At 69.5% G+C, this 15,753-nt stretch carries 18 protein-coding genes; 12 read left to right on the plus strand and 6 right to left on the minus strand.

Features of this window, described 5'->3' with window-relative positions; genetic code table 11:
* Genes nuoL through V8688_RS00630 form a run of 4 tightly spaced genes read left to right on the plus strand, consistent with a single transcriptional unit; the run spans window position 1 to window position 5,766 of the window.
* Window positions 1-1,887: an NADH-quinone oxidoreductase subunit L gene (gene nuoL / locus V8688_RS00615; protein ID WP_218720150.1), complete on the plus strand. Its 1,887-nt coding sequence runs from the start codon at window positions 1-3 to the stop codon at window positions 1,885-1,887.
* Window positions 1,884-3,506 (plus strand): NADH-quinone oxidoreductase subunit M, encoded by a 1,623-nt coding sequence (locus V8688_RS00620; RefSeq protein WP_342799886.1) that lies wholly within the window; start codon window positions 1,884-1,886, stop codon window positions 3,504-3,506. The genes nuoL and V8688_RS00620 overlap by 4 nt, the downstream gene beginning before the upstream one ends.
* A complete protein-coding gene (nuoN, locus tag V8688_RS00625) occupies window positions 3,503-5,125 on the plus strand; it encodes an NADH-quinone oxidoreductase subunit NuoN (protein WP_218720148.1) in 1,623 nt (540 codons plus the stop codon). Before V8688_RS00620 ends, nuoN begins: the two co-directional genes overlap by 4 nt.
* Before the next feature lie 2 nt (window positions 5,126-5,127).
* Complete coding sequence (locus V8688_RS00630) at window positions 5,128-5,766, plus strand: class I SAM-dependent methyltransferase (RefSeq protein ID WP_342799887.1); 639 nt, start codon at window positions 5,128-5,130, stop codon at window positions 5,764-5,766.
* A gap of 273 nt (window positions 5,767-6,039) precedes the next feature.
* Here V8688_RS00630 and V8688_RS00635 read toward each other — a convergent pair whose 3' ends face one another.
* Window positions 6,040-6,399 carry an Rv2640c family ArsR-like transcriptional regulator gene (locus tag V8688_RS00635; protein ID WP_218720147.1) on the minus strand — a complete coding sequence of 120 codons (360 nt, stop codon included), beginning with the start codon at window positions 6,397-6,399 and terminating at the stop codon, window positions 6,040-6,042.
* 98 nt (window positions 6,400-6,497) lie between these two features.
* Between V8688_RS00635 and V8688_RS00640 the strand changes: the two genes are divergently transcribed.
* The 6 genes from V8688_RS00640 to V8688_RS00665 all read left to right on the plus strand — a co-directional run bounded on the left by V8688_RS00640 (window position 6,498) and on the right by V8688_RS00665 (window position 10,076).
* Window positions 6,498-7,016: an ArsI/CadI family heavy metal resistance metalloenzyme gene (locus V8688_RS00640; protein ID WP_342799888.1), complete on the plus strand. Its 519-nt coding sequence runs from the start codon at window positions 6,498-6,500 to the stop codon at window positions 7,014-7,016.
* A 78-nt stretch (window positions 7,017-7,094) separates the two neighbouring features.
* A complete protein-coding gene (locus tag V8688_RS00645) occupies window positions 7,095-7,469 on the plus strand; it encodes a metalloregulator ArsR/SmtB family transcription factor (RefSeq protein WP_218720145.1) in 375 nt (124 codons plus the stop codon).
* The gene (arsB, locus tag V8688_RS00650) at window positions 7,466-8,554 is read left to right on the plus strand and encodes an ACR3 family arsenite efflux transporter (protein ID WP_342799889.1); all 1,089 of its coding nucleotides are present in this window, start codon (window positions 7,466-7,468) and stop codon (window positions 8,552-8,554) included. Before V8688_RS00645 ends, arsB begins: the two co-directional genes overlap by 4 nt.
* Window positions 8,551-8,985, plus strand: a complete 435-nt coding sequence (locus V8688_RS00655; protein ID WP_316574789.1) for a low molecular weight phosphatase family protein — start codon at window positions 8,551-8,553, stop codon at window positions 8,983-8,985. The genes arsB and V8688_RS00655 overlap by 4 nt, the downstream gene beginning before the upstream one ends.
* Window positions 8,982-9,650, plus strand: coding sequence for an arsenate reductase ArsC (locus V8688_RS00660; protein ID WP_316574788.1), 669 nt, complete (start codon window positions 8,982-8,984; stop codon window positions 9,648-9,650). The genes V8688_RS00655 and V8688_RS00660 overlap by 4 nt, the downstream gene beginning before the upstream one ends.
* A gap of 15 nt (window positions 9,651-9,665) precedes the next feature.
* Entirely contained in the window at window positions 9,666-10,076 is a 411-nt protein-coding gene (locus tag V8688_RS00665) for an arsenate reductase ArsC (RefSeq protein WP_218720142.1), read from the plus strand.
* Between the two features lie 363 nt (window positions 10,077-10,439).
* On the opposite strand, the gene V8688_RS00670 is transcribed toward V8688_RS00665, so the two are convergent.
* Together V8688_RS00670 and V8688_RS00675 are read right to left on the minus strand one after the other, a co-directional pair.
* Window positions 10,440-10,700 (minus strand): hypothetical protein, encoded by a 261-nt coding sequence (locus V8688_RS00670; RefSeq protein WP_218720141.1) that lies wholly within the window; start codon window positions 10,698-10,700, stop codon window positions 10,440-10,442.
* Window positions 10,701-10,821: 121 nt separating this feature from the next.
* Window positions 10,822-11,415 carry a TetR/AcrR family transcriptional regulator gene (locus V8688_RS00675; protein WP_255588258.1) on the minus strand — a complete coding sequence of 198 codons (594 nt, stop codon included), beginning with the start codon at window positions 11,413-11,415 and terminating at the stop codon, window positions 10,822-10,824.
* A gap of 63 nt (window positions 11,416-11,478) precedes the next feature.
* Between V8688_RS00675 and V8688_RS00680 the strand changes: the two genes are divergently transcribed.
* Entirely contained in the window at window positions 11,479-12,480 is a 1,002-nt protein-coding gene (locus tag V8688_RS00680; protein ID WP_342799890.1) for a saccharopine dehydrogenase, read from the plus strand.
* 6 nt (window positions 12,481-12,486) lie between these two features.
* Here V8688_RS00680 and V8688_RS00685 read toward each other — a convergent pair whose 3' ends face one another.
* Together V8688_RS00685 and V8688_RS00690 are read right to left on the minus strand one after the other, a co-directional pair.
* A complete protein-coding gene (locus tag V8688_RS00685; protein WP_342799891.1) occupies window positions 12,487-12,687 on the minus strand; it encodes a hypothetical protein in 201 nt (66 codons plus the stop codon).
* A 23-nt stretch (window positions 12,688-12,710) separates the two neighbouring features.
* Window positions 12,711-13,847: an epoxide hydrolase family protein gene (locus tag V8688_RS00690; RefSeq protein ID WP_218720139.1), complete on the minus strand. Its 1,137-nt coding sequence runs from the start codon at window positions 13,845-13,847 to the stop codon at window positions 12,711-12,713.
* 62 nt (window positions 13,848-13,909) lie between these two features.
* Here V8688_RS00690 and V8688_RS00695 point away from each other — a divergent pair, with 62 nt between their 5' ends.
* Window positions 13,910-14,875 (plus strand): WYL domain-containing protein, encoded by a 966-nt coding sequence (locus tag V8688_RS00695; protein WP_218720138.1) that lies wholly within the window; start codon window positions 13,910-13,912, stop codon window positions 14,873-14,875.
* A 30-nt stretch (window positions 14,876-14,905) separates the two neighbouring features.
* Here the strand turns inward: V8688_RS00695 and V8688_RS00700 are convergent, their stop codons facing one another.
* A complete protein-coding gene (locus tag V8688_RS00700) occupies window positions 14,906-15,733 on the minus strand; it encodes an alpha/beta hydrolase (RefSeq protein WP_342799892.1) in 828 nt (275 codons plus the stop codon).
* Between the last annotated feature and the right edge of the window lie 20 nt (window positions 15,734-15,753).

A 15,753-nucleotide genomic window follows, 5' to 3' on the forward strand; every position in this document is an offset into this window, starting at 1 on the left:
ATGGGCACCGCAACGTTGTGGCTGCTGCCCGCCTTCCCGCTCGCCGGCGCGATCCTGCTGCTCCTGCTCGGCCGGTTCGCCGACCGGTGGGGTATCTACCTGGGCACCGGCGCCGCGGTGGCCTCGTTCGTCGTCGCCGTGGTCGCCTTCTTCGGCATGCTCGGCCGCTCCGACGCCGACCGCGCCATCCACGAGCAGCTGTTCGAGTGGGTGGCGGTGGGTGACCTGCGGGTCGGGTTCGGGCTGCAACTCGATCAGCTCTCGGTGTGCTTCGCGCTGCTCATCACCGGCGTCGGCTCGCTGATCCACGTCTACTCGATCGGCTACATGAGCCACGATCCGGGCAAACGCCGATTCTTCGGCTACCTCAACCTGTTTCTGGCCGCCATGCTGGTGCTGGTCCTGGCCGACAACTACCTGGTGCTCTACCTCGGTTGGGAAGGCGTCGGCCTGGCGTCCTACCTGCTGATCGGGTTCTGGTACGAGAAGCCCTCGGCCGCAACGGCGGCCAAGAAGGCATTCCTGGTCAACCGGGTCGGTGACATGGGCCTGGCCATCGCCATGATGACGATGTTCGCCGCCTTCGGCTCCTTCGATTTCCGCACGGTGTTCGCGGCGACGCCGGGTGCGAGCGAGGGCACGCTCACCGCGATCGGCCTGCTGTTGTTGCTGGCCGCGTGCGGCAAGTCGGCCCAGGTACCGCTGCAGTCCTGGCTCGGTGACGCGATGGAGGGCCCCACCCCGGTCTCGGCACTGATCCACGCGGCCACCATGGTCACCGCGGGCGTCTACCTGATCGCCCGCTCCAACCCCATCTACGATCTCGCCCCCGACGCGCGAACCGCGGTGATCGCCGTCGGCGCGGTGACACTGCTGTTCGGCGCGATCGTCGGCTGTGCCAAGGACGACATCAAGAAGGCGCTCGCCGCCTCGACGATGAGCCAGATCGGCTACATGATCCTGGCCGTCGGGCTCGGGCCGGCCGGCTACGCGATCGCAATCATGCACCTGCTCACCCACGGGTTCTTCAAGGCCGGGCTGTTCCTCGGCGCCGGTTCGGTGATGCACGCGATGGACGACGAGACCGACATGCGCCGCTACGGCGGTCTGCGCACCCTGCTGCCGATCACCTTCGCCACCTTCGGTCTCGGCTATCTCGCCATCATCGGGGTGCCACCGTTCTCGGGGTTCTTCTCCAAGGACAAGATCATCGAGGCGGCGTTCGACCACGGGGGGACGACGGGAATCCTGCTCGGGGTGGTCACTCTGGTCGGTGCCGGACTCACCGCGTTCTACATGACCCGCGTCATGCTGATGACGTTCTTCGGTGAACGCCGCTGGAAGCCCGACACCCACCCGCACGAAGCTCCCGCGGTGATGACCGGGCCGATGATCCTGCTCGCGTTCGGCTCGGTGTTCGCGGGCGGCCTGTTCGTGTGGGGTTCGGCGCTGCAGAACTGGCTCGCCCCGGTCGTCGGCTCCCATCACGGCGAACCCGTCGTGCCCGCGGGCGTGGTCACCGGACTGGCCCTGACCTCGGTCGCCATCGGTGTCGCGATCGCCTACCGCAAGTACGCCGAGAGTCCGGTCCCCGAGACCGCGCCCGAGCCGGTCACGGTGTTCACGACAGCCGCGCGCAAGGACCTCTACGGCGACGCGATCAACGAGGCCGCCTTCGAGCGGCCAGGTCGTCACCTCACCCGCGCGCTGGTGTTCCTCGACGCGCGTGGTGTCGACGGGATCGTCAACGGCACGGCGGCCGGGATCGGCGGTCTCTCGGCGCGGGTCCGGCGGATCCAGACCGGCTTCGTGCGCTCCTACGCCCTGTCCATGTTCACCGGCGCGGCCCTGGTGGCCGCTGCCCTGCTGGCGGTGAGGTACTGGTGAACTCGTTTCCCTGGCTGACGACGCTCTGGCTCGCCCCCGCGGTCGGCGCGGCGGTGGTGCTCGCCGTGCCCGCCGCGCGCCGGAATGTGGCGCGCGCACTGGCGTTCGCGGTGTCGATCGGTGTGCTCGCGCTGGCGGTGAGCCTGGCGCTGCGGTTCCGTCCCAGCGGGGACCAGTACCAGTTCGTCGAAGCGCACGAGTGGATTCCGGCGTTCGGCGTCGGCTACACCCTCGGCCTCGACGGCATCGCCACCGTGCTCGTGCTGTTGACCGCGGTGCTGATGCCGCTGCTGATCCTGGCCGGCTGGCACGACGACTCCGCGGCCGGTGACGGCCGCAAGACCGCGCACATCTACATGGCGTTGATGCTGTTGGTCGAGTCGATGGTGCTGATCTCCTTCCTCGCCCTCGACATCCTGCTGTTCTACGTGTTCTTCGAGGCCATGCTCATTCCGATGTACTTCCTCATCGGCGGCTTCGGACCACGCACCAGCGACGCCGCCATACGCGCCCAGCGCTCGCGGGCGGCGGTGAAGTTCCTGCTGTACAACCTGTTCGGCGGCCTGATCATGCTGGCGGCGGTCATCGGGCTGTACGTGCTCACCGCGCAGGCGGGGCTGGGCGAGGGCACCGCGGGCACCTTCGATCTGCGGACCGTCGTCGCTGCGGCCAACAACGGGCAGCTCGGCGGCAGCACCGCGGTCGTCAACGCGCTGTTCCTCGGGTTCATGTTCGCCTTCGCGGTGAAGGCGCCACTGTGGCCGCTGCACACCTGGCTGCCCGACGCCGCGGTCTCGGCCACCCCCTCGAGCGCGGTGCTGATGATGGCGGTGGTCGACAAGGTCGGCACGTTCGGCATGCTCCGATACTGCCTGCTGCTGTTCCCGCTGGCTTCCGACACGTTCGCGCCGTTGGTGATCACCCTCGCGGTGATCGGCATCCTCTACGGTGCACTACTCGCCATCGGTCAAACCGATGTGATGCGGCTGATCGCCTACACCTCGATCTCGCACTTCGGGTTCATCATCCTCGGCATCTTCGCGATGACCACCCAGGCGCAATCCGGGGCGACGCTCTACATGGTCAATCACGGACTGTCCACGGCCGCGCTGTTCCTCATCGCCGGATTCCTCGTCTCGCGGCGCGGCACCAGGATGATCGCGGAGTTCGGCGGCGTGCAGAAGGTCGCGCCGATCCTGGCCGGTACCTTCTTCATCGCCGGTCTGGCCACGCTGTCGCTGCCCGGCCTCGCGCCATTCGTCAGCGAATTCCTCGTCCTCGTCGGCACTTTCGGCAAGTACAAGGTGGCGGCGGTCGTCGCGACCGGTGCGCTGGTGCTGGCCGCGCTCTATGTGCTGTGGCTGTACCAGCGGATGATGACCGGTCCGGTGAAGCAGGGCAACGAGCACCTGCGCGACCTGGTGCCGCGTGAGCTCGCGGTGGTGGTCCCGCTGCTGGCCGCGCTGCTGGTGCTCGGCTTCTATCCGAAACCGATCCTCGATCTGGTGGATCCCGCCGTCGGGCACACCCTCTCGACGATCGGTAAGCACGACCCCGCTCCGACGGTTCCCGCTCCCGAAGCAGGTTCGGCCACCCCGCCCGCCGGCGGACACAAATGAGGACGGACTCCGTGACCATCAACGAGCTCGCGGCCACCCTGCCCGCACCGAGCATCGAATACCACCTGCTCGCACCGATGCTGATCGTGTTCGCGGTCGGCGTCGTCGGGGTGCTGGTCGAGGCGTTCGTGCCACGGCCGTATCGGTACCTCACGCAGCTGATTCTCGGGATCGGCGGCGTGGTCGGCGCGCTGGTCGCGGTCGTCGGGCTCGCGGGCACGACGGGCACGGCCGTGGTCGGCGCGGTGGCCGTCGACGGGGTGACGCTGTTCCTGCAGGGCACGATCCTGTCGGTCGCGCTGCTGGGTCTGCTGCTGATCGCCGAACGGGGCGCGGTGCCGCGGGCCCGCAGCGGACCGGGCACCTGGAGCCGGGCGGCCGCGGTGCTCGATCGCGGCGTCGACGCGTTCACCCCGCAGGCCTCCGCGGTGCCGGGCAGTGCGCACGAGCTCGCCGCCGTGCGGTCCGGGGTGTCGACCACCGAGGTGTTCCCGCTGACCATGCTCGCGCTCGGTGGTCTGCTGCTGTTCCCCGCGTCCAACGATCTGCTGACGATGTTCGTCGCGCTGGAAGTGCTGTCGCTGCCGCTGTATCTGCTGTGCGGGCTGGCGCGGCGCAGGCGCCTGCTCTCGCAGGAGGCGGCGCTCAAGTACTTCCTGCTCGGCGCGTTCTCCTCCGCGTTCTTCCTCTACGGCGTCGCCCTGCTGTACGGGCAGACCGGGACCGTGTCGCTGCCAGGAATCGGTGCGGCGCTGGACAAGCAGCCCGAGAACGCGACGCTGGCCCTGCTCGGTATCGGGATGCTGGCCGTCGGCCTGCTGTTCAAGGTCGGCGCGGTGCCGTTCCAGGCCTGGGTGCCCGATGTCTATCAGGGCGCCCCGACGCCGATCACCGCGTTCATGGCCGCGGCCACCAAGATCGCCGCGGTCGGCGCGACCATGCGGGTGCTGATGGTGGCCGTCGGTGCGCTGCGCGACGATTGGCGTCCGGTCCTGGCCGCGATCGCGGTCGCGACGATGGTCGTCGGCGCGGTCATGGCGATCACCCAGACCGATGTGAAGCGAATGCTGGCGTACTCCTCGATCGCGCACGCCGGTTTCCTGCTGGTCGGGCTCGTCGCCGCCGATGATGCCGGTGTGGCCGCGGTCCTGTTCTATCTGCTGGCCTACGGGCTCGGGACGGTCGGCGCGTTCGCGGTCGTCAGCCTGGTGCGGGATTCCTCCGGTGACGAGGCGACCGCGCTGCCGCAGTGGGCGGGGTTGGGCCGCCGATCCCCGTGGCTGGCCTCGGTTTTCGCGCTGCTGCTGCTCTCGTTCGCCGGCCTGCCGCTGACCAGTGGTTTCGTCAGCAAGTTCGCGGTGTTCGCCGCAGCCTCGGGCGCGGGTTACACGTTCCTGGTCATCGTCGGCGTGATCTGCAGCGCGATCGCGGCGTTCTTCTACATCCGGGTGATCGTGCTGATGTTCTTCACCGACCCGCCCGCCGACGCCCCGACCGTCACCGCCCCGTTCGCGACGACCCTGGTGGTGGCGTTCAGCGCGGGCGCCACGCTCATCCTCGGTGTTTTCCCGCAGCCGCTCCTCGACCTGGCCGAGCGCGCGGCCACGTTCATCCGCTGACCGTGCCGCCCGCCGACGAGCCGCTCCGCGATCGGCCACCCACCAGCCACGAGCAGCGGTCCGGCCAGCCGTGGGACGCGTCCTACCGTGACGGTCCCGCGCCGTGGGACATCGGCCAGCCGCAACCGGCCATGGTGCGGCTGGCCGAGGCGGGCGGTTTCGTCGGCGACGTCCTCGACGCGGGGTGCGGCACCGGCGACAACGCGCTGTATCTGGCCTCGCTCGGGTTCCCGGTGCACGGTGTGGACGTGGCCGAGACAGCCGTGGCCACAGCGCGCGAGCATGCCGAGAACCGCGGTCTGACAGCCACCTTCGGGGTCGCCGACGCCCTGCACCTCGAACGGCTGGAGCGCCGGTTCCGGACGGTGCTCGACAGCGGCCTGTTCCACACCTTCGACCGCGCCGAACAGGCCGTCTACGCGGTGAGTCTGGGCGCGGTCGTCGCCCAGGGTGGCACCCTGTACATCCTGTGCTTCGGTGACTTCGGCGACGATCCCGGTCCGCACCCGGTCAGCCGAGCGGCACTGACCGCGGCCTTCGATCCGGTCGAGTGGGACATCGCCGCCATCGACCAGGAGAGTCTGCGCACCCGCTTCAGCGAGTCGATTCCCGCTTGGCTGGCCACCGTCCACCGCAGGTAGCGTGACGGCGCGCCGCGACGCCCCACGATTCGAATCGCCTTGGCCGCCTTGCTGATCGGCGTCGGTGTCCTCGCCGCGACCTGCGGGCGCTCCGTTCCAGGGAAACCCACAGCCGGTGGCCGGTGAGATCTGTCCCGCGATGGCGGTGTGGGTCCTGGATGTCTCGCTGTCGATGGAAGCCGTCGATGTCGCGCCGAGCCGATGGACCGTCGCGCGCCGGGCGGCCACCGATTTCGCCCACCGACCTGCTCGGACGCGGACGGGCTTTCGGTTTCAGGTGCAGCAGTTGGGGTCCAGGACCGTGCACAGAGCCGAGAGCGCGTCACGGCGGGCGCTGTGGAAGGTGTTCATCCCGCGCCGCTGCGACTCGACCAGACCGGCGTTGCGCAGCTGGCCGAGGTGATGGGAGACCGTGGACTCGCTGAGGCCGACCGCGGCGGCGAGTTCACCGCCGTTCTGTTCGCCGAGCGGGGTGGTCAGCAGCAGTGACATCAGTTTCACCCGGACCGGGTCGGCGATGGCCTTGAGTCGCAAGGCCACCTCGAGTGCGGCGTCGTCGTCGACCGGACCTGCCGCGACCGGCGCGCAGCAGACGGGGGCGGACATGTCGATCACGGGTAGCGCCTTGGGCATGGCACCGACTCTACGCGCGGTATTGACATATGTCGAAAAGGTGAGCAGACTCGGCGACAGCACATCTTCGACATATGTCTCACAAGTGGAGGTTCACCATGTCCCGCGTCCAGCTTGCCCTCACTGTCGACGACCTCGACACCGCCGTGGCGTTCTACTCAACCCTGTTCAACACCGAGCCGGCCAAGCGCAAGCCCGGCTACGCCAACTTCGCGATCACCCAGCCGCCGCTGAAGCTGGTGCTGATCGAGAACGCCGGCCAGGGCGGCTCGATCAACCACCTCGGTGTCGAGGTCGAGTCCTCCGACCAGGTCCACGGCGAAATCGCGCGCCTGTCGGAGGCGGGTCTGTTCACCGAGGAACAGATCGCGACCACGTGTTGCTTCGCCACCCAGGACAAGGTGTGGGTAACCGGTCCCGGCGGCGAGCGGTGGGAGGTTTACACCGTGCTGGCCGACAGTGAGACCTTCGGTACCGCACCGGACCTCGGGCTCGCGAACGCCGAGGGCACCAGCGTGTGCTGCGGCACGGCCGCCGAAGCCGAGGCCGAGGGTGCGTGCTGTGGCGCCGAGGCCAAGGAGAAGGCCGTCGCCTCCGGGGCGAGCTGCTGCGGCTGAACCGGCCCGACCCGGTTGCGGACGAGTTCACCCGTTGTTCGCTTGCCTTCTTGATTAGACATCGGTCAATATCGACATATGTCGAATCAAGAGTTGCCGTTGAGCGTGGCCGCACCCTCGTGTGAGGCCACGCCGCGCACGCGCCCGCCGATGAACGCCGAGAGCGCGGCGGAGTTGGCCGTGCTGTTCAAGGCCTTGGCCGATCCGGTCCGGTTGCGGCTGCTCTCGACGATCGCCTCACGCGCCGACGGCGAGGCGTGCGTGTGCGACCTGTCGACCGGTATCGAGGTCACTCAGCCGACCATCTCCCACCATCTCAAGGTGCTGCGTGAGGCCGGGTTGCTGACCAGCGAACGCCGGGCATCCTGGGTGTACTACCGAGTCGTGCCGCAGGCGCTGGCGCGCCTGTCGGATGTTCTCGCCATCGAGGCCGGAGCGGTGGTCACCGCGTGAGCGCCACGACCGAAGCCCCGGCGGTGGTGGGCAAGCTTTCGACGCTGGACCGGTTCCTGCCGGTCTGGATCGGCGTGGCGATGGCCGCGGGACTGCTACTCGGGCGCATGATCCCCGGCCTCGGCGACGCATTGTCGGCCGTGGAGATCGACGGCATCTCGCTGCCGATCGCGATCGGGCTGCTGATCATGATGTACCCGGTGCTGGCTAAGGTCCGCTACGACCGACTCGACACCGTGACCGGCGACCGCAAACTCCTTCTCAGCTCCCTGGTCCTGAACTGGGTCCTGGGGCCCGCGTTGATGTTCGCGCTGGCGTGGCTGCTACTGCCGGACCTGCCCGAGTACCGGACCGGGCTGATCATCGTGGGCCTGGCCCGCTGCATCGCGATGGTCATCATCTGGAACGACCTCGCCTGCGGCGACCGCGAAGCCGCCGCCGTGCTGGTCGCCCTGAACTCGCTGTTCCAGGTGATCATGTTCGCCGTCCTGGGCTGGTTCTACCTCTCGGTCCTGCCCGGCTGGCTCGGCCTGGAACAGACCGCCATCGATACCTCGCCGTGGCAGATCGCCAAGTCGGTACTGATCTTCCTCGGCATTCCCCTCCTTGCGGGGTTCCTCACCCGCCGCTTCGGTGAACGCGCCAAGGGCCGCGACTGGTACGAGACGACGTTCCTGCCCCGGATCGGGCCGTGGGCGCTCTACGGGCTGCTGTTCACCATCGTGATCCTGTTCGCTCTGCAAGGCGAGCAGATCACTTCTCACCCGCTCGACGTGGTCCGGATCGCGATCCCGCTGCTGGCCTACTTCGCGATCATGTGGGGTGGCGGTTACGCCCTCGGTGCGCTGCTCGGCCTGGGCTATGAGCGTACGACCACGCTGGCGTTCACCGCGGCGGGCAACAACTTCGAACTCGCCATCGCCGTGGCCATCGCCACCTATGGCGCCACCTCCGGCCAGGCACTGGCCGGTGTCGTCGGCCCGCTGATCGAGGTCCCCGTCCTGGTCGCGCTGGTGTACGTATCGCTGGCCCTGCGCAAGCGGTTCACCGCGGCCACGGCCTCCGAAGGGGTGGCAGCGCGGTGAGCACGACGCCATCGGTGCTGTTCGTATGCGTGAGGAACGGCGGCAAATCCCAGCTGGCGGCCGGTCTGATGCGCGCCGCCGCCGGCGACCGCGTGCAGGTCCACTCCGCAGGCACCCGGCCGGGTACCGCGATCAACGCCCTGTCTGCCGAATCGCTGCGCGAACTCGGCATCGACATCAGCGCCGAGACCCCGAAGCCGATCGACCCCGCCCTGCTCAGTGACGTCGGCCTGGTCGTCACCCTCGGCCGTGAAGCCTACATCGAGCCCGTCGCCGGGATGCGAATCATCAACTGGGACACCGACGAACCATCCGAGCGCGGCATCGACGGCATCGAGCGCATGCGCCTGGTCCGCGACGACATCGCCGCCCGCGTGAACGACCTGCTCACCGAGCTCACCACACCCGCCGAGCAACGGAAACCCTCATGAGCGACAGCCCCCTCGCGCCCACTTACACCCGCCACGACCTGACCATCGACCAGCAACTCGCGCTCGCGGCCGCGGCGACGCATTTGCAACGCGAGTTCGACGGCACCTTCGGAGTCGAGACGATCGAACGGTTCCTGCACTCCTCCTACGACCGGTTCGCCGGCCGCGCGACAGTGATCAACTTCCTGCCGCTGCTGGCCGAACGCTTCGCCCGCCAACGGCTGCACGCGCTGGCCCGCGTCGAGGGCAAGGCCCACACCGGCACTCCGACCGTGCTGTTCCTGTGCACCCACAACGCAGGTCGCTCCCAGATGGCGCTCGGGTTCTTCACCCACCTCGCCGGTGACCGCGCGGTGGCGTGGTCCGGTGGCAGCGAACCCGGCGACGCGATCAACCCCGCCACGATCGCGGCGATGGCCGAGGTCGGTATCGACATCACCGCCGAGTTCCCCAAGCCCTGGACCGAGGAGATCATCCAGGCCGCCGACGTGGTCATCACCATGGGCTGCGGCGACGCCTGCCCGCTCTATCCGGGGCGCCGCTACGAAGAATGGGACCTCGACGACCCCGCTCACCTCGACGTGGCCGCGATCCGACCGATCCGCGACGAGATCGAAACCCGCGTTCGCCACCTGCTCGCCGAACTCGACCTGCCCGCCCACTGAAAGGCACTACGCCCCATGACTTCCAAGCCCAGCGTGCTGTTCGTCTGCGTCCACAACGCCGGACGTTCCCAGATGGCCGCCGGATTCCTCACCCATTTCGCCGGCGACGCGATCGAGGTCCGCTCCGCGGGCAGCGCTCCGGCCGATCAGATCAACCCCGCCGCGGTCGCGGCGATGGCCGAGCTCGGCATCGACATCTCCGATCAGACCCCGAAGATCCTCACCTACGACGCCGTGGAAACCTCCGACGTGGTCATCACGATGGGCTGTGGCGACACCTGCCCGTCGTTCCCCGGTGTCAGCTACCGCGACTGGGTGCTGGAAGACCCGGCGGGCAAGGGCGTCGAGTCCGTCCGTCCGATCCGCGACGAGATCAAGGTCCGCGTGCAAGCCCTGCTCGCCGAACTCCTGCCGACCCACGCCTGAGACGTGCCCGCCCCGGGGGCCGCGCACGTCGGCCGGTCGCCGAGGCGGAAGTCCATTCCACTACCGGCGGTGTAGGGAACGAGCACCGGTCCGGACTTGCGGCCGGCCAGTACCCTGGACGGCAACCGGGCCGTGCCGGTCTGCCATGCGATGAGCTCGCGGGCACCGCCCCTGCGGGTCACCCCACCGCGCACCGGTCGGTGGTGACGAGGTCGGGAACGTCGAGCAGCAGCACTTCCTCGGCGCGAGTGGAGGATTCGTCGAGCAGATGCCACGGCACTCGTTCCGCACACCGGTGACCGGCCGCGGCAGCATCCCGACCCGTCTCGCCTGCCGAACCCGCCGATGTTCCCCGACCCCCGATCAGGGGCGTTCGGTGGGTATCTCGCCGTAGAGCTGGCGGGCACGGGTGGTCAGCAGGGGCAGCAGGATGGTGCGCCAGGTCGGCAGGTGCACCGCCTCGGCACGGCCCTCGACGACGAAGGACGGCTGGGCGGTCGCGTCAGCATCGTCGATGTCGACGCCGGTCACGAGGGCGAACTCGCGCCGCAGCAACGCCGCGAAGTCCGTCGCGGTGGCCGGCACCGTGGCCGCACATACCTTGTCCCGCACTGCGTCCCACACGATCGGATCCGCGGGTGAACCCCACTGGCGCGGTCGCCGGTCGAAGAGGCGAGCTATGTCGGAAGTATCTGGCACGCGCCGCATCCTACCGAGCGGCGCGGCGCCAACGGCCGCCCCACGGTCACCGCCGACGCTCGGCACCGATGCTGCCGACGATGAGATCGGCGAGTGCCTCGACCGCCTCCCCCGCGTCGATGGTTCCTCGATTCAGTTCGGCACCCAGGGTTTCCGCGGCGCCGAGGACGGCGACGCAGCGCAGCCGCAGCGCGGCCGCTCCGAGATCGGAGAACGGTAGCAGGGTGGCGGCCATCCAGTCGCGATAGCTGTCGAGCATCCGCTGCTGGATCGCCAGGACCTCGGGATTGCCCTTCAGCGCGGCCGAGATCGCGTCGAATTCGGGCATGTCGGTGGCGCAGGCGAAGTAGGCGGCACTCATCACGTGCGCGATCTCCGTCGCGGTCGGCACGGCCGCACGGACGGCCTGCTCGGCGGCGAGCCGATGCCGTTCGTCGAGGCGCCGGTACAGGGCCAGCAGCAGATCGGGGCGCGTGCCGAAATGGTCGTAGACGATCGGCCTGCTCACGCCCGCGGCCTCGGCGAGAGTGACGAGCGTGAGCCCGTCGGTGCCGTGGTCACGCACCATCGCCAGCGCGGTGTCGAGCAGCTGCTCGCGCCGGGCCGCCTTGGGCATGCGGGCCGTCCTGCCTTGCGTCATGTCACCAGTTTAGCTACAAAGAGTAGGTTACAAACTGTAGCTTAGCTGGCGAGAGGAACGACCATGGCCCACACACCATCCGTCCTGATCCTGGGCGGTTCCGGCCAGGCAGGCTCCGACACGGCGGCCCTGCTGCGCCGCTGGTATCCGACCCTGCCGCTGACGATCGCGGGCCGCGACCTCGACCGAGCGCAGCGAGTCGCCGACAGCCTCGGCACGGCCACCGCGATCACGATCGACCTGCGCCGCCGCGATCTCGGCCTGCCCGACGGCGTCGTCTTCTCGGCGGTGGTCGCCACCCTCTGGGACGACCGGCTCCACGGACTCCACTACGCCCAGGATCACGCGGTGCCGTATCTGAGCATCTCGAGCGGGCTGCTCGATATCGGGCCCGAGGTCGTCGCGGGCGCCCGGCGGGCCAGCGCCGCACCGATTCTGGTGGCGAGTCATTTCCTGGCCGGACTCGCCACGCTCGCGGCGCTGGCGACCGCGCGCGAGTTCGCCTGGGTCGACAGCGTCCGGCTCGGGGCGATCCTGGACGAGACGGACACCGGTGGCCCCGCCGGGATCGCCGATCTGGAACGGTGGTCGGCGGTGACCTCGGCGGGTCTGGTGCGACGCGACGGCGTCTTCACCTGGGTGGCCGCCGAGAACGCGCAGGCCGAGGTGCGCGCTGTCGACGGCACCCGGCTGCCTGGGCAGAGCATTCCCATCCTCGACGTGGCGAGCCTGGCGCTGGCGACCGGAGCACCGGATGTGCGGGTGGATCTCGCGGTCGGCGAGTCGCCTGGCCGGCGCCGGGGTGTGGCGGCCTCGATCGAGATCGGCATCGACCTCGACGGTGTCGACGTTGCGGGCGCGACGCTGCGCCGCAGCCGCCACCTGGTCCATCCCGCGGGTCAGCGACCGCTCACCGCCCTCGGAATCGTCCTCGGCGTCGAGCGGCTGCTGGGTCTGCGCGGCGAGCCGGTCGGCCCGGGCACCTACACCCCGGAGGCCTTGATCGACCCCGGCTACGCCGCACAGCGGATGACCGAGGTCGGCGCCGTGTTCGTCGACGCGTAGACCGGCCTACAGCACGGCCTGCGTCCGGGTGGTCTTGCCGACGAGTTCGCCCGCGTCGTCGTGGATCTCGGTCTCCACATCGAGGAAGGCGCAGACCGCGCCGGTGGCGTCGGCCAGCGACATCAGCACGCCGCAGTGCAGCGCGCCACCGATCGTGCAGAGGGACTCGTCCCAGGCCGGCCTGCTGCGCACCACGTCGGGCGACACACGGTCCGCGATCCGGGCCGCCGTCAGCGCAGCGGCCGGAAGAACTCCCGGAGATCGTCGACGAGCAGGTCGGGTGTCTCCATCGCCGCGAAGTGCCCGCCCCGGTCGAATTCGGTCCAGCGCACGAGGTTGTTCTGCTTCTCGGCGATGCCGCGAATCGTGGTGTCGCCGGGGAAGACCGCGATACCGGTCGGGACCCCGGAGCTGGGCAACTCGGCGCCCCACTGCTGGGACTCCTTGTACAGGCGCATCGAGGAGCCCGCGGTGCGGGTGAACCAGAGGACGGCGATCTCGGCGAGCAGCGCGTCGCGGTCGAGGGAGTCCTCGGGCAGCGCGGCGGCGGGATCCTTGTAGGTGTTGACGACGTCGACGACCCAGCCGAGCAGACCCGCGGGTGAGTCGGTGAGCGCGTGGGCCAAGCTCTGGGGGCGAGTGCTGTGCACACTCGCGTACGAGGAGGTCTGGTTGCTGTTCCAGTCCTGCAGAGCGGCCAGCTTCTCCTGGTCCCGCGCGGAGTAGCCCGCGCCGTCGTCGTCCCAGGCGGGAATGGTGATGGCGGCGTTGAGGTGGACGCCGGCGACCCGCTCGGTGTCGATCCGGCCCAGGTGCGGGGCGATGAACGAGCCCGCGTCACCCCCTTGGGCGCCGTAGCGCTGGTAGCCGAGGCGGCGCATCAGTTCGGCGATCAGGACGGCGGACTGTTCGGTCGCGGCCTGGCCGGCCTCCCGGGTGGGACCGGAGAAGCCGAAGCCGGGCAGGCTCGGGACGACCACGTCGAATGCGTCGCGCGGGTCGCCGCCGTGGGCGGCGGGATCCGTCAGGGGTCCGAGGGTGGCACCGAAGTCGGTGAACGGCCACCCGTGGACCAGCACCAGCGGCAGCGCGCCGGGTTCCGGCGAACGCACGTGGGTGAAATGCAGGCGTTGACCGTCGAGTTCGGTGACGAACTGCGGTCGTGCGTTGCGTGCGGCTTCGGCGGCGCGCCAGTCGAAGCCGGTGCGCCAATAGTCGGCCAGACCGTGCAGGTAGGCGGTGGGCAGGCCATAGGTCCAGCCGGTGCCTGGTAGATCGTCGGTCCAGCGGGTGCGGGCGAGACGCTCGTGCAGATCGTCGAGGTCGGACTGCGGAATGTCGATCCGGAAGGGGTGGATGTCGTTCATGTCCACCACGCTACGAAGCGCTTAGGTCGAAATCGGTCCTAAGTCGCGGGCATTCTGGAGGCATGTCCGAGACCTCTGCCCGCTTGCTCCGGCTGCTGTCGCTGTTGCAGACCCATCGCTCGTGGTCCGGTGCCGAACTCGCCGCCGAGCTCGACGTCACCGCGCGCACGGTACGGCGCGACATCGAGCGACTGCGCGGCCTGGGCTATCCGGTGCAGGCGCTGCAGGGGGCGGCGGGATACCGGCTGGGTGCGGGCGCGTCGATGCCGCCCCTGCTGCTCGACGACGAGGAGGCGGTCGCTGTGGCGGTCGGTCTGCGGACCACCTCGGGTGGCACGGTCACCGGGATCGAGGACGCGTCGCTGCGCGCGCTGGCCAAGCTGGACCAGGTGCTGCCCTCCCGGCTGCGGCACCGGCTGACCACCTTGCAACAGGCGATGGTGCGGGTCGCCGCCGAGGCGCCCCGGGTGAGTCCCGCGACGCTGCTGGCGATCGCGGAGGCGTGCCGCCGGCACGAGCGTCTGCGCTTCGACTACACCGATCACGCGGGTCGTGTCTCGCGCCGTGCTGCCGAACCCGATTCGCTGGTCAATGTCAGCAGGCATTGGTATCTGGTGGCCTGGGATGTCGATCGCGCGGATTGGCGCTCGTTCCGGGTCGACCGGCTGGTTCCGCGCGTCCCGACCGGTCCGCGCTTCACTCCGCGCCCGCCGCCCGACGGTGACGCGGCCGCATACCTCTCGCGCAGGCTGTCGGTGGCCTCATGGCCATGGCGCACGGTGGTCACCCTGCACTGTTCGGCCACCGTGGTCGCCGAGCGGCTCTGGCCGGGCACCGGGGTTCTCGAAGCGGTCGACGACGTCAGCTGTCTGCTACACCTGGGCGCCGACTCCCCCGCTTCACTGGCGTGGATGATCACCGGCCTCGACACCGATTTCACCGTCACCGGCCCACCCGAACTCCTCGCTGCGTTGGAGCGTGTGAGCGCGCGCTGCCGCGACGCCCTTCCCGCCGCACCTGATGCGTAGTTGCATCGACTGCCGAATCGATGGCTCGGGTCACGGCTCGTCGATGACTTCCTGCAGCCGGAGCGCGAAAGCCGCGGGATCGCCGACGAATCCGGTGTGATCGCCGGGGAACAGCACCGGCTCCGTCCGCAGCTCGGCGGCCAGGGCGCGCGCGGTCCGGTCGCAGAACTGGCCTGCCGAGTCGGCGCCGATGCCGACCATCACCCGGGTGGGCACGGCGCGCAGCAAGGGCGGGTCGGGAACCCACCCGGTGGTGGCGCGCAGTTCGTGGTCGAACCAGTGGCGTTCACTGGCGACCTGCTGGGGGTCGCGCTCGCCGCCGAACAGGTGCTCGACCATCTCGTCCGGGATCGGCAGAGCGGCCTGGGCGAAGAACTTCCGCCACGCGCCGACCACGTCACCGCGATCGTAGGTGGCGATGATCTCCTCGGTGACGGCCCGCTGCTCGGCGGCGTCGGGCAGCAGTTCCCGCAGGGGCGGTTCGTGGGCGACGACAGTGGTGACCCGATCGGGATTGGTCTGAGCGAGGGCCAACGCACTGACCGCGCCGCCGCTGGAGCCGAAGACCACGGCGGGACCGGCGTCGAGGTGGGCGATCAGCCGGGCGAGGTCGTCGGCGCGGGCCGAGACGGTCGAGTCCTGGCGCGGATCGTCGAGGGGGCTGGCGAAATGGCCGCGTGGGTCGGTGGTGAGCACGGTATTGGTGGCGGCGAGCTGTTCGGCCGCGGGCGCGAACGAGGCGGCGTTCATCGGCGCGCCGACGAGCACGAGCAGTGGCCCCGACCCGCGGACCTCGTAGTACAGGCGGGCGTCGGGCACCACAAGGGTGCCGGTGGTGACGGCGGAACTGGCGGTCATACGACCCTCCCGGATCTCGG

The organism is Nocardia sp. No.11, from assembly GCF_038752175.1.
In the GTDB taxonomy this organism is placed as follows: domain Bacteria; phylum Actinomycetota; class Actinomycetes; order Mycobacteriales; family Mycobacteriaceae; genus Nocardia; species Nocardia canadensis.

Excerpts from the sequence above, each read along its gene's own strand:
- V8688_RS00675 (WP_255588258.1), bottom strand. The coding sequence starts at position 11,415 with ATGACGCAAGGCAGGACGGCCCGCATGCCCAAGGCGGCCCGGCGCGAG.
- nuoL (WP_218720150.1), top strand. The coding sequence starts at position 1 with ATGGGCACCGCAACGTTGTGGCTGCTGCCCGCCTTCCCGCTCGCCGGC.
- V8688_RS00645 (WP_218720145.1), top strand. The coding sequence starts at position 7,095 with ATGTCGAATCAAGAGTTGCCGTTGAGCGTGGCCGCACCCTCGTGTGAG.
- V8688_RS00665 (WP_218720142.1), top strand. The coding sequence starts at position 9,666 with ATGACTTCCAAGCCCAGCGTGCTGTTCGTCTGCGTCCACAACGCCGGA.
- V8688_RS00690 (WP_218720139.1), bottom strand. The coding sequence starts at position 13,847 with ATGAACGACATCCACCCCTTCCGGATCGACATTCCGCAGTCCGACCTC.
- V8688_RS00635 (WP_218720147.1), bottom strand. The coding sequence starts at position 6,399 with ATGCCCAAGGCGCTACCCGTGATCGACATGTCCGCCCCCGTCTGCTGC.
- nuoN (WP_218720148.1), top strand. The coding sequence starts at position 3,503 with ATGAGGACGGACTCCGTGACCATCAACGAGCTCGCGGCCACCCTGCCC.
- V8688_RS00695 (WP_218720138.1), top strand. The coding sequence starts at position 13,910 with ATGTCCGAGACCTCTGCCCGCTTGCTCCGGCTGCTGTCGCTGTTGCAG.
- V8688_RS00700 (WP_342799892.1), bottom strand. The coding sequence starts at position 15,733 with ATGACCGCCAGTTCCGCCGTCACCACCGGCACCCTTGTGGTGCCCGAC.
- V8688_RS00660 (WP_316574788.1), top strand. The coding sequence starts at position 8,982 with ATGAGCGACAGCCCCCTCGCGCCCACTTACACCCGCCACGACCTGACC.
- V8688_RS00640 (WP_342799888.1), top strand. The coding sequence starts at position 6,498 with ATGTCCCGCGTCCAGCTTGCCCTCACTGTCGACGACCTCGACACCGCC.
- V8688_RS00680 (WP_342799890.1), top strand. The coding sequence starts at position 11,479 with ATGGCCCACACACCATCCGTCCTGATCCTGGGCGGTTCCGGCCAGGCA.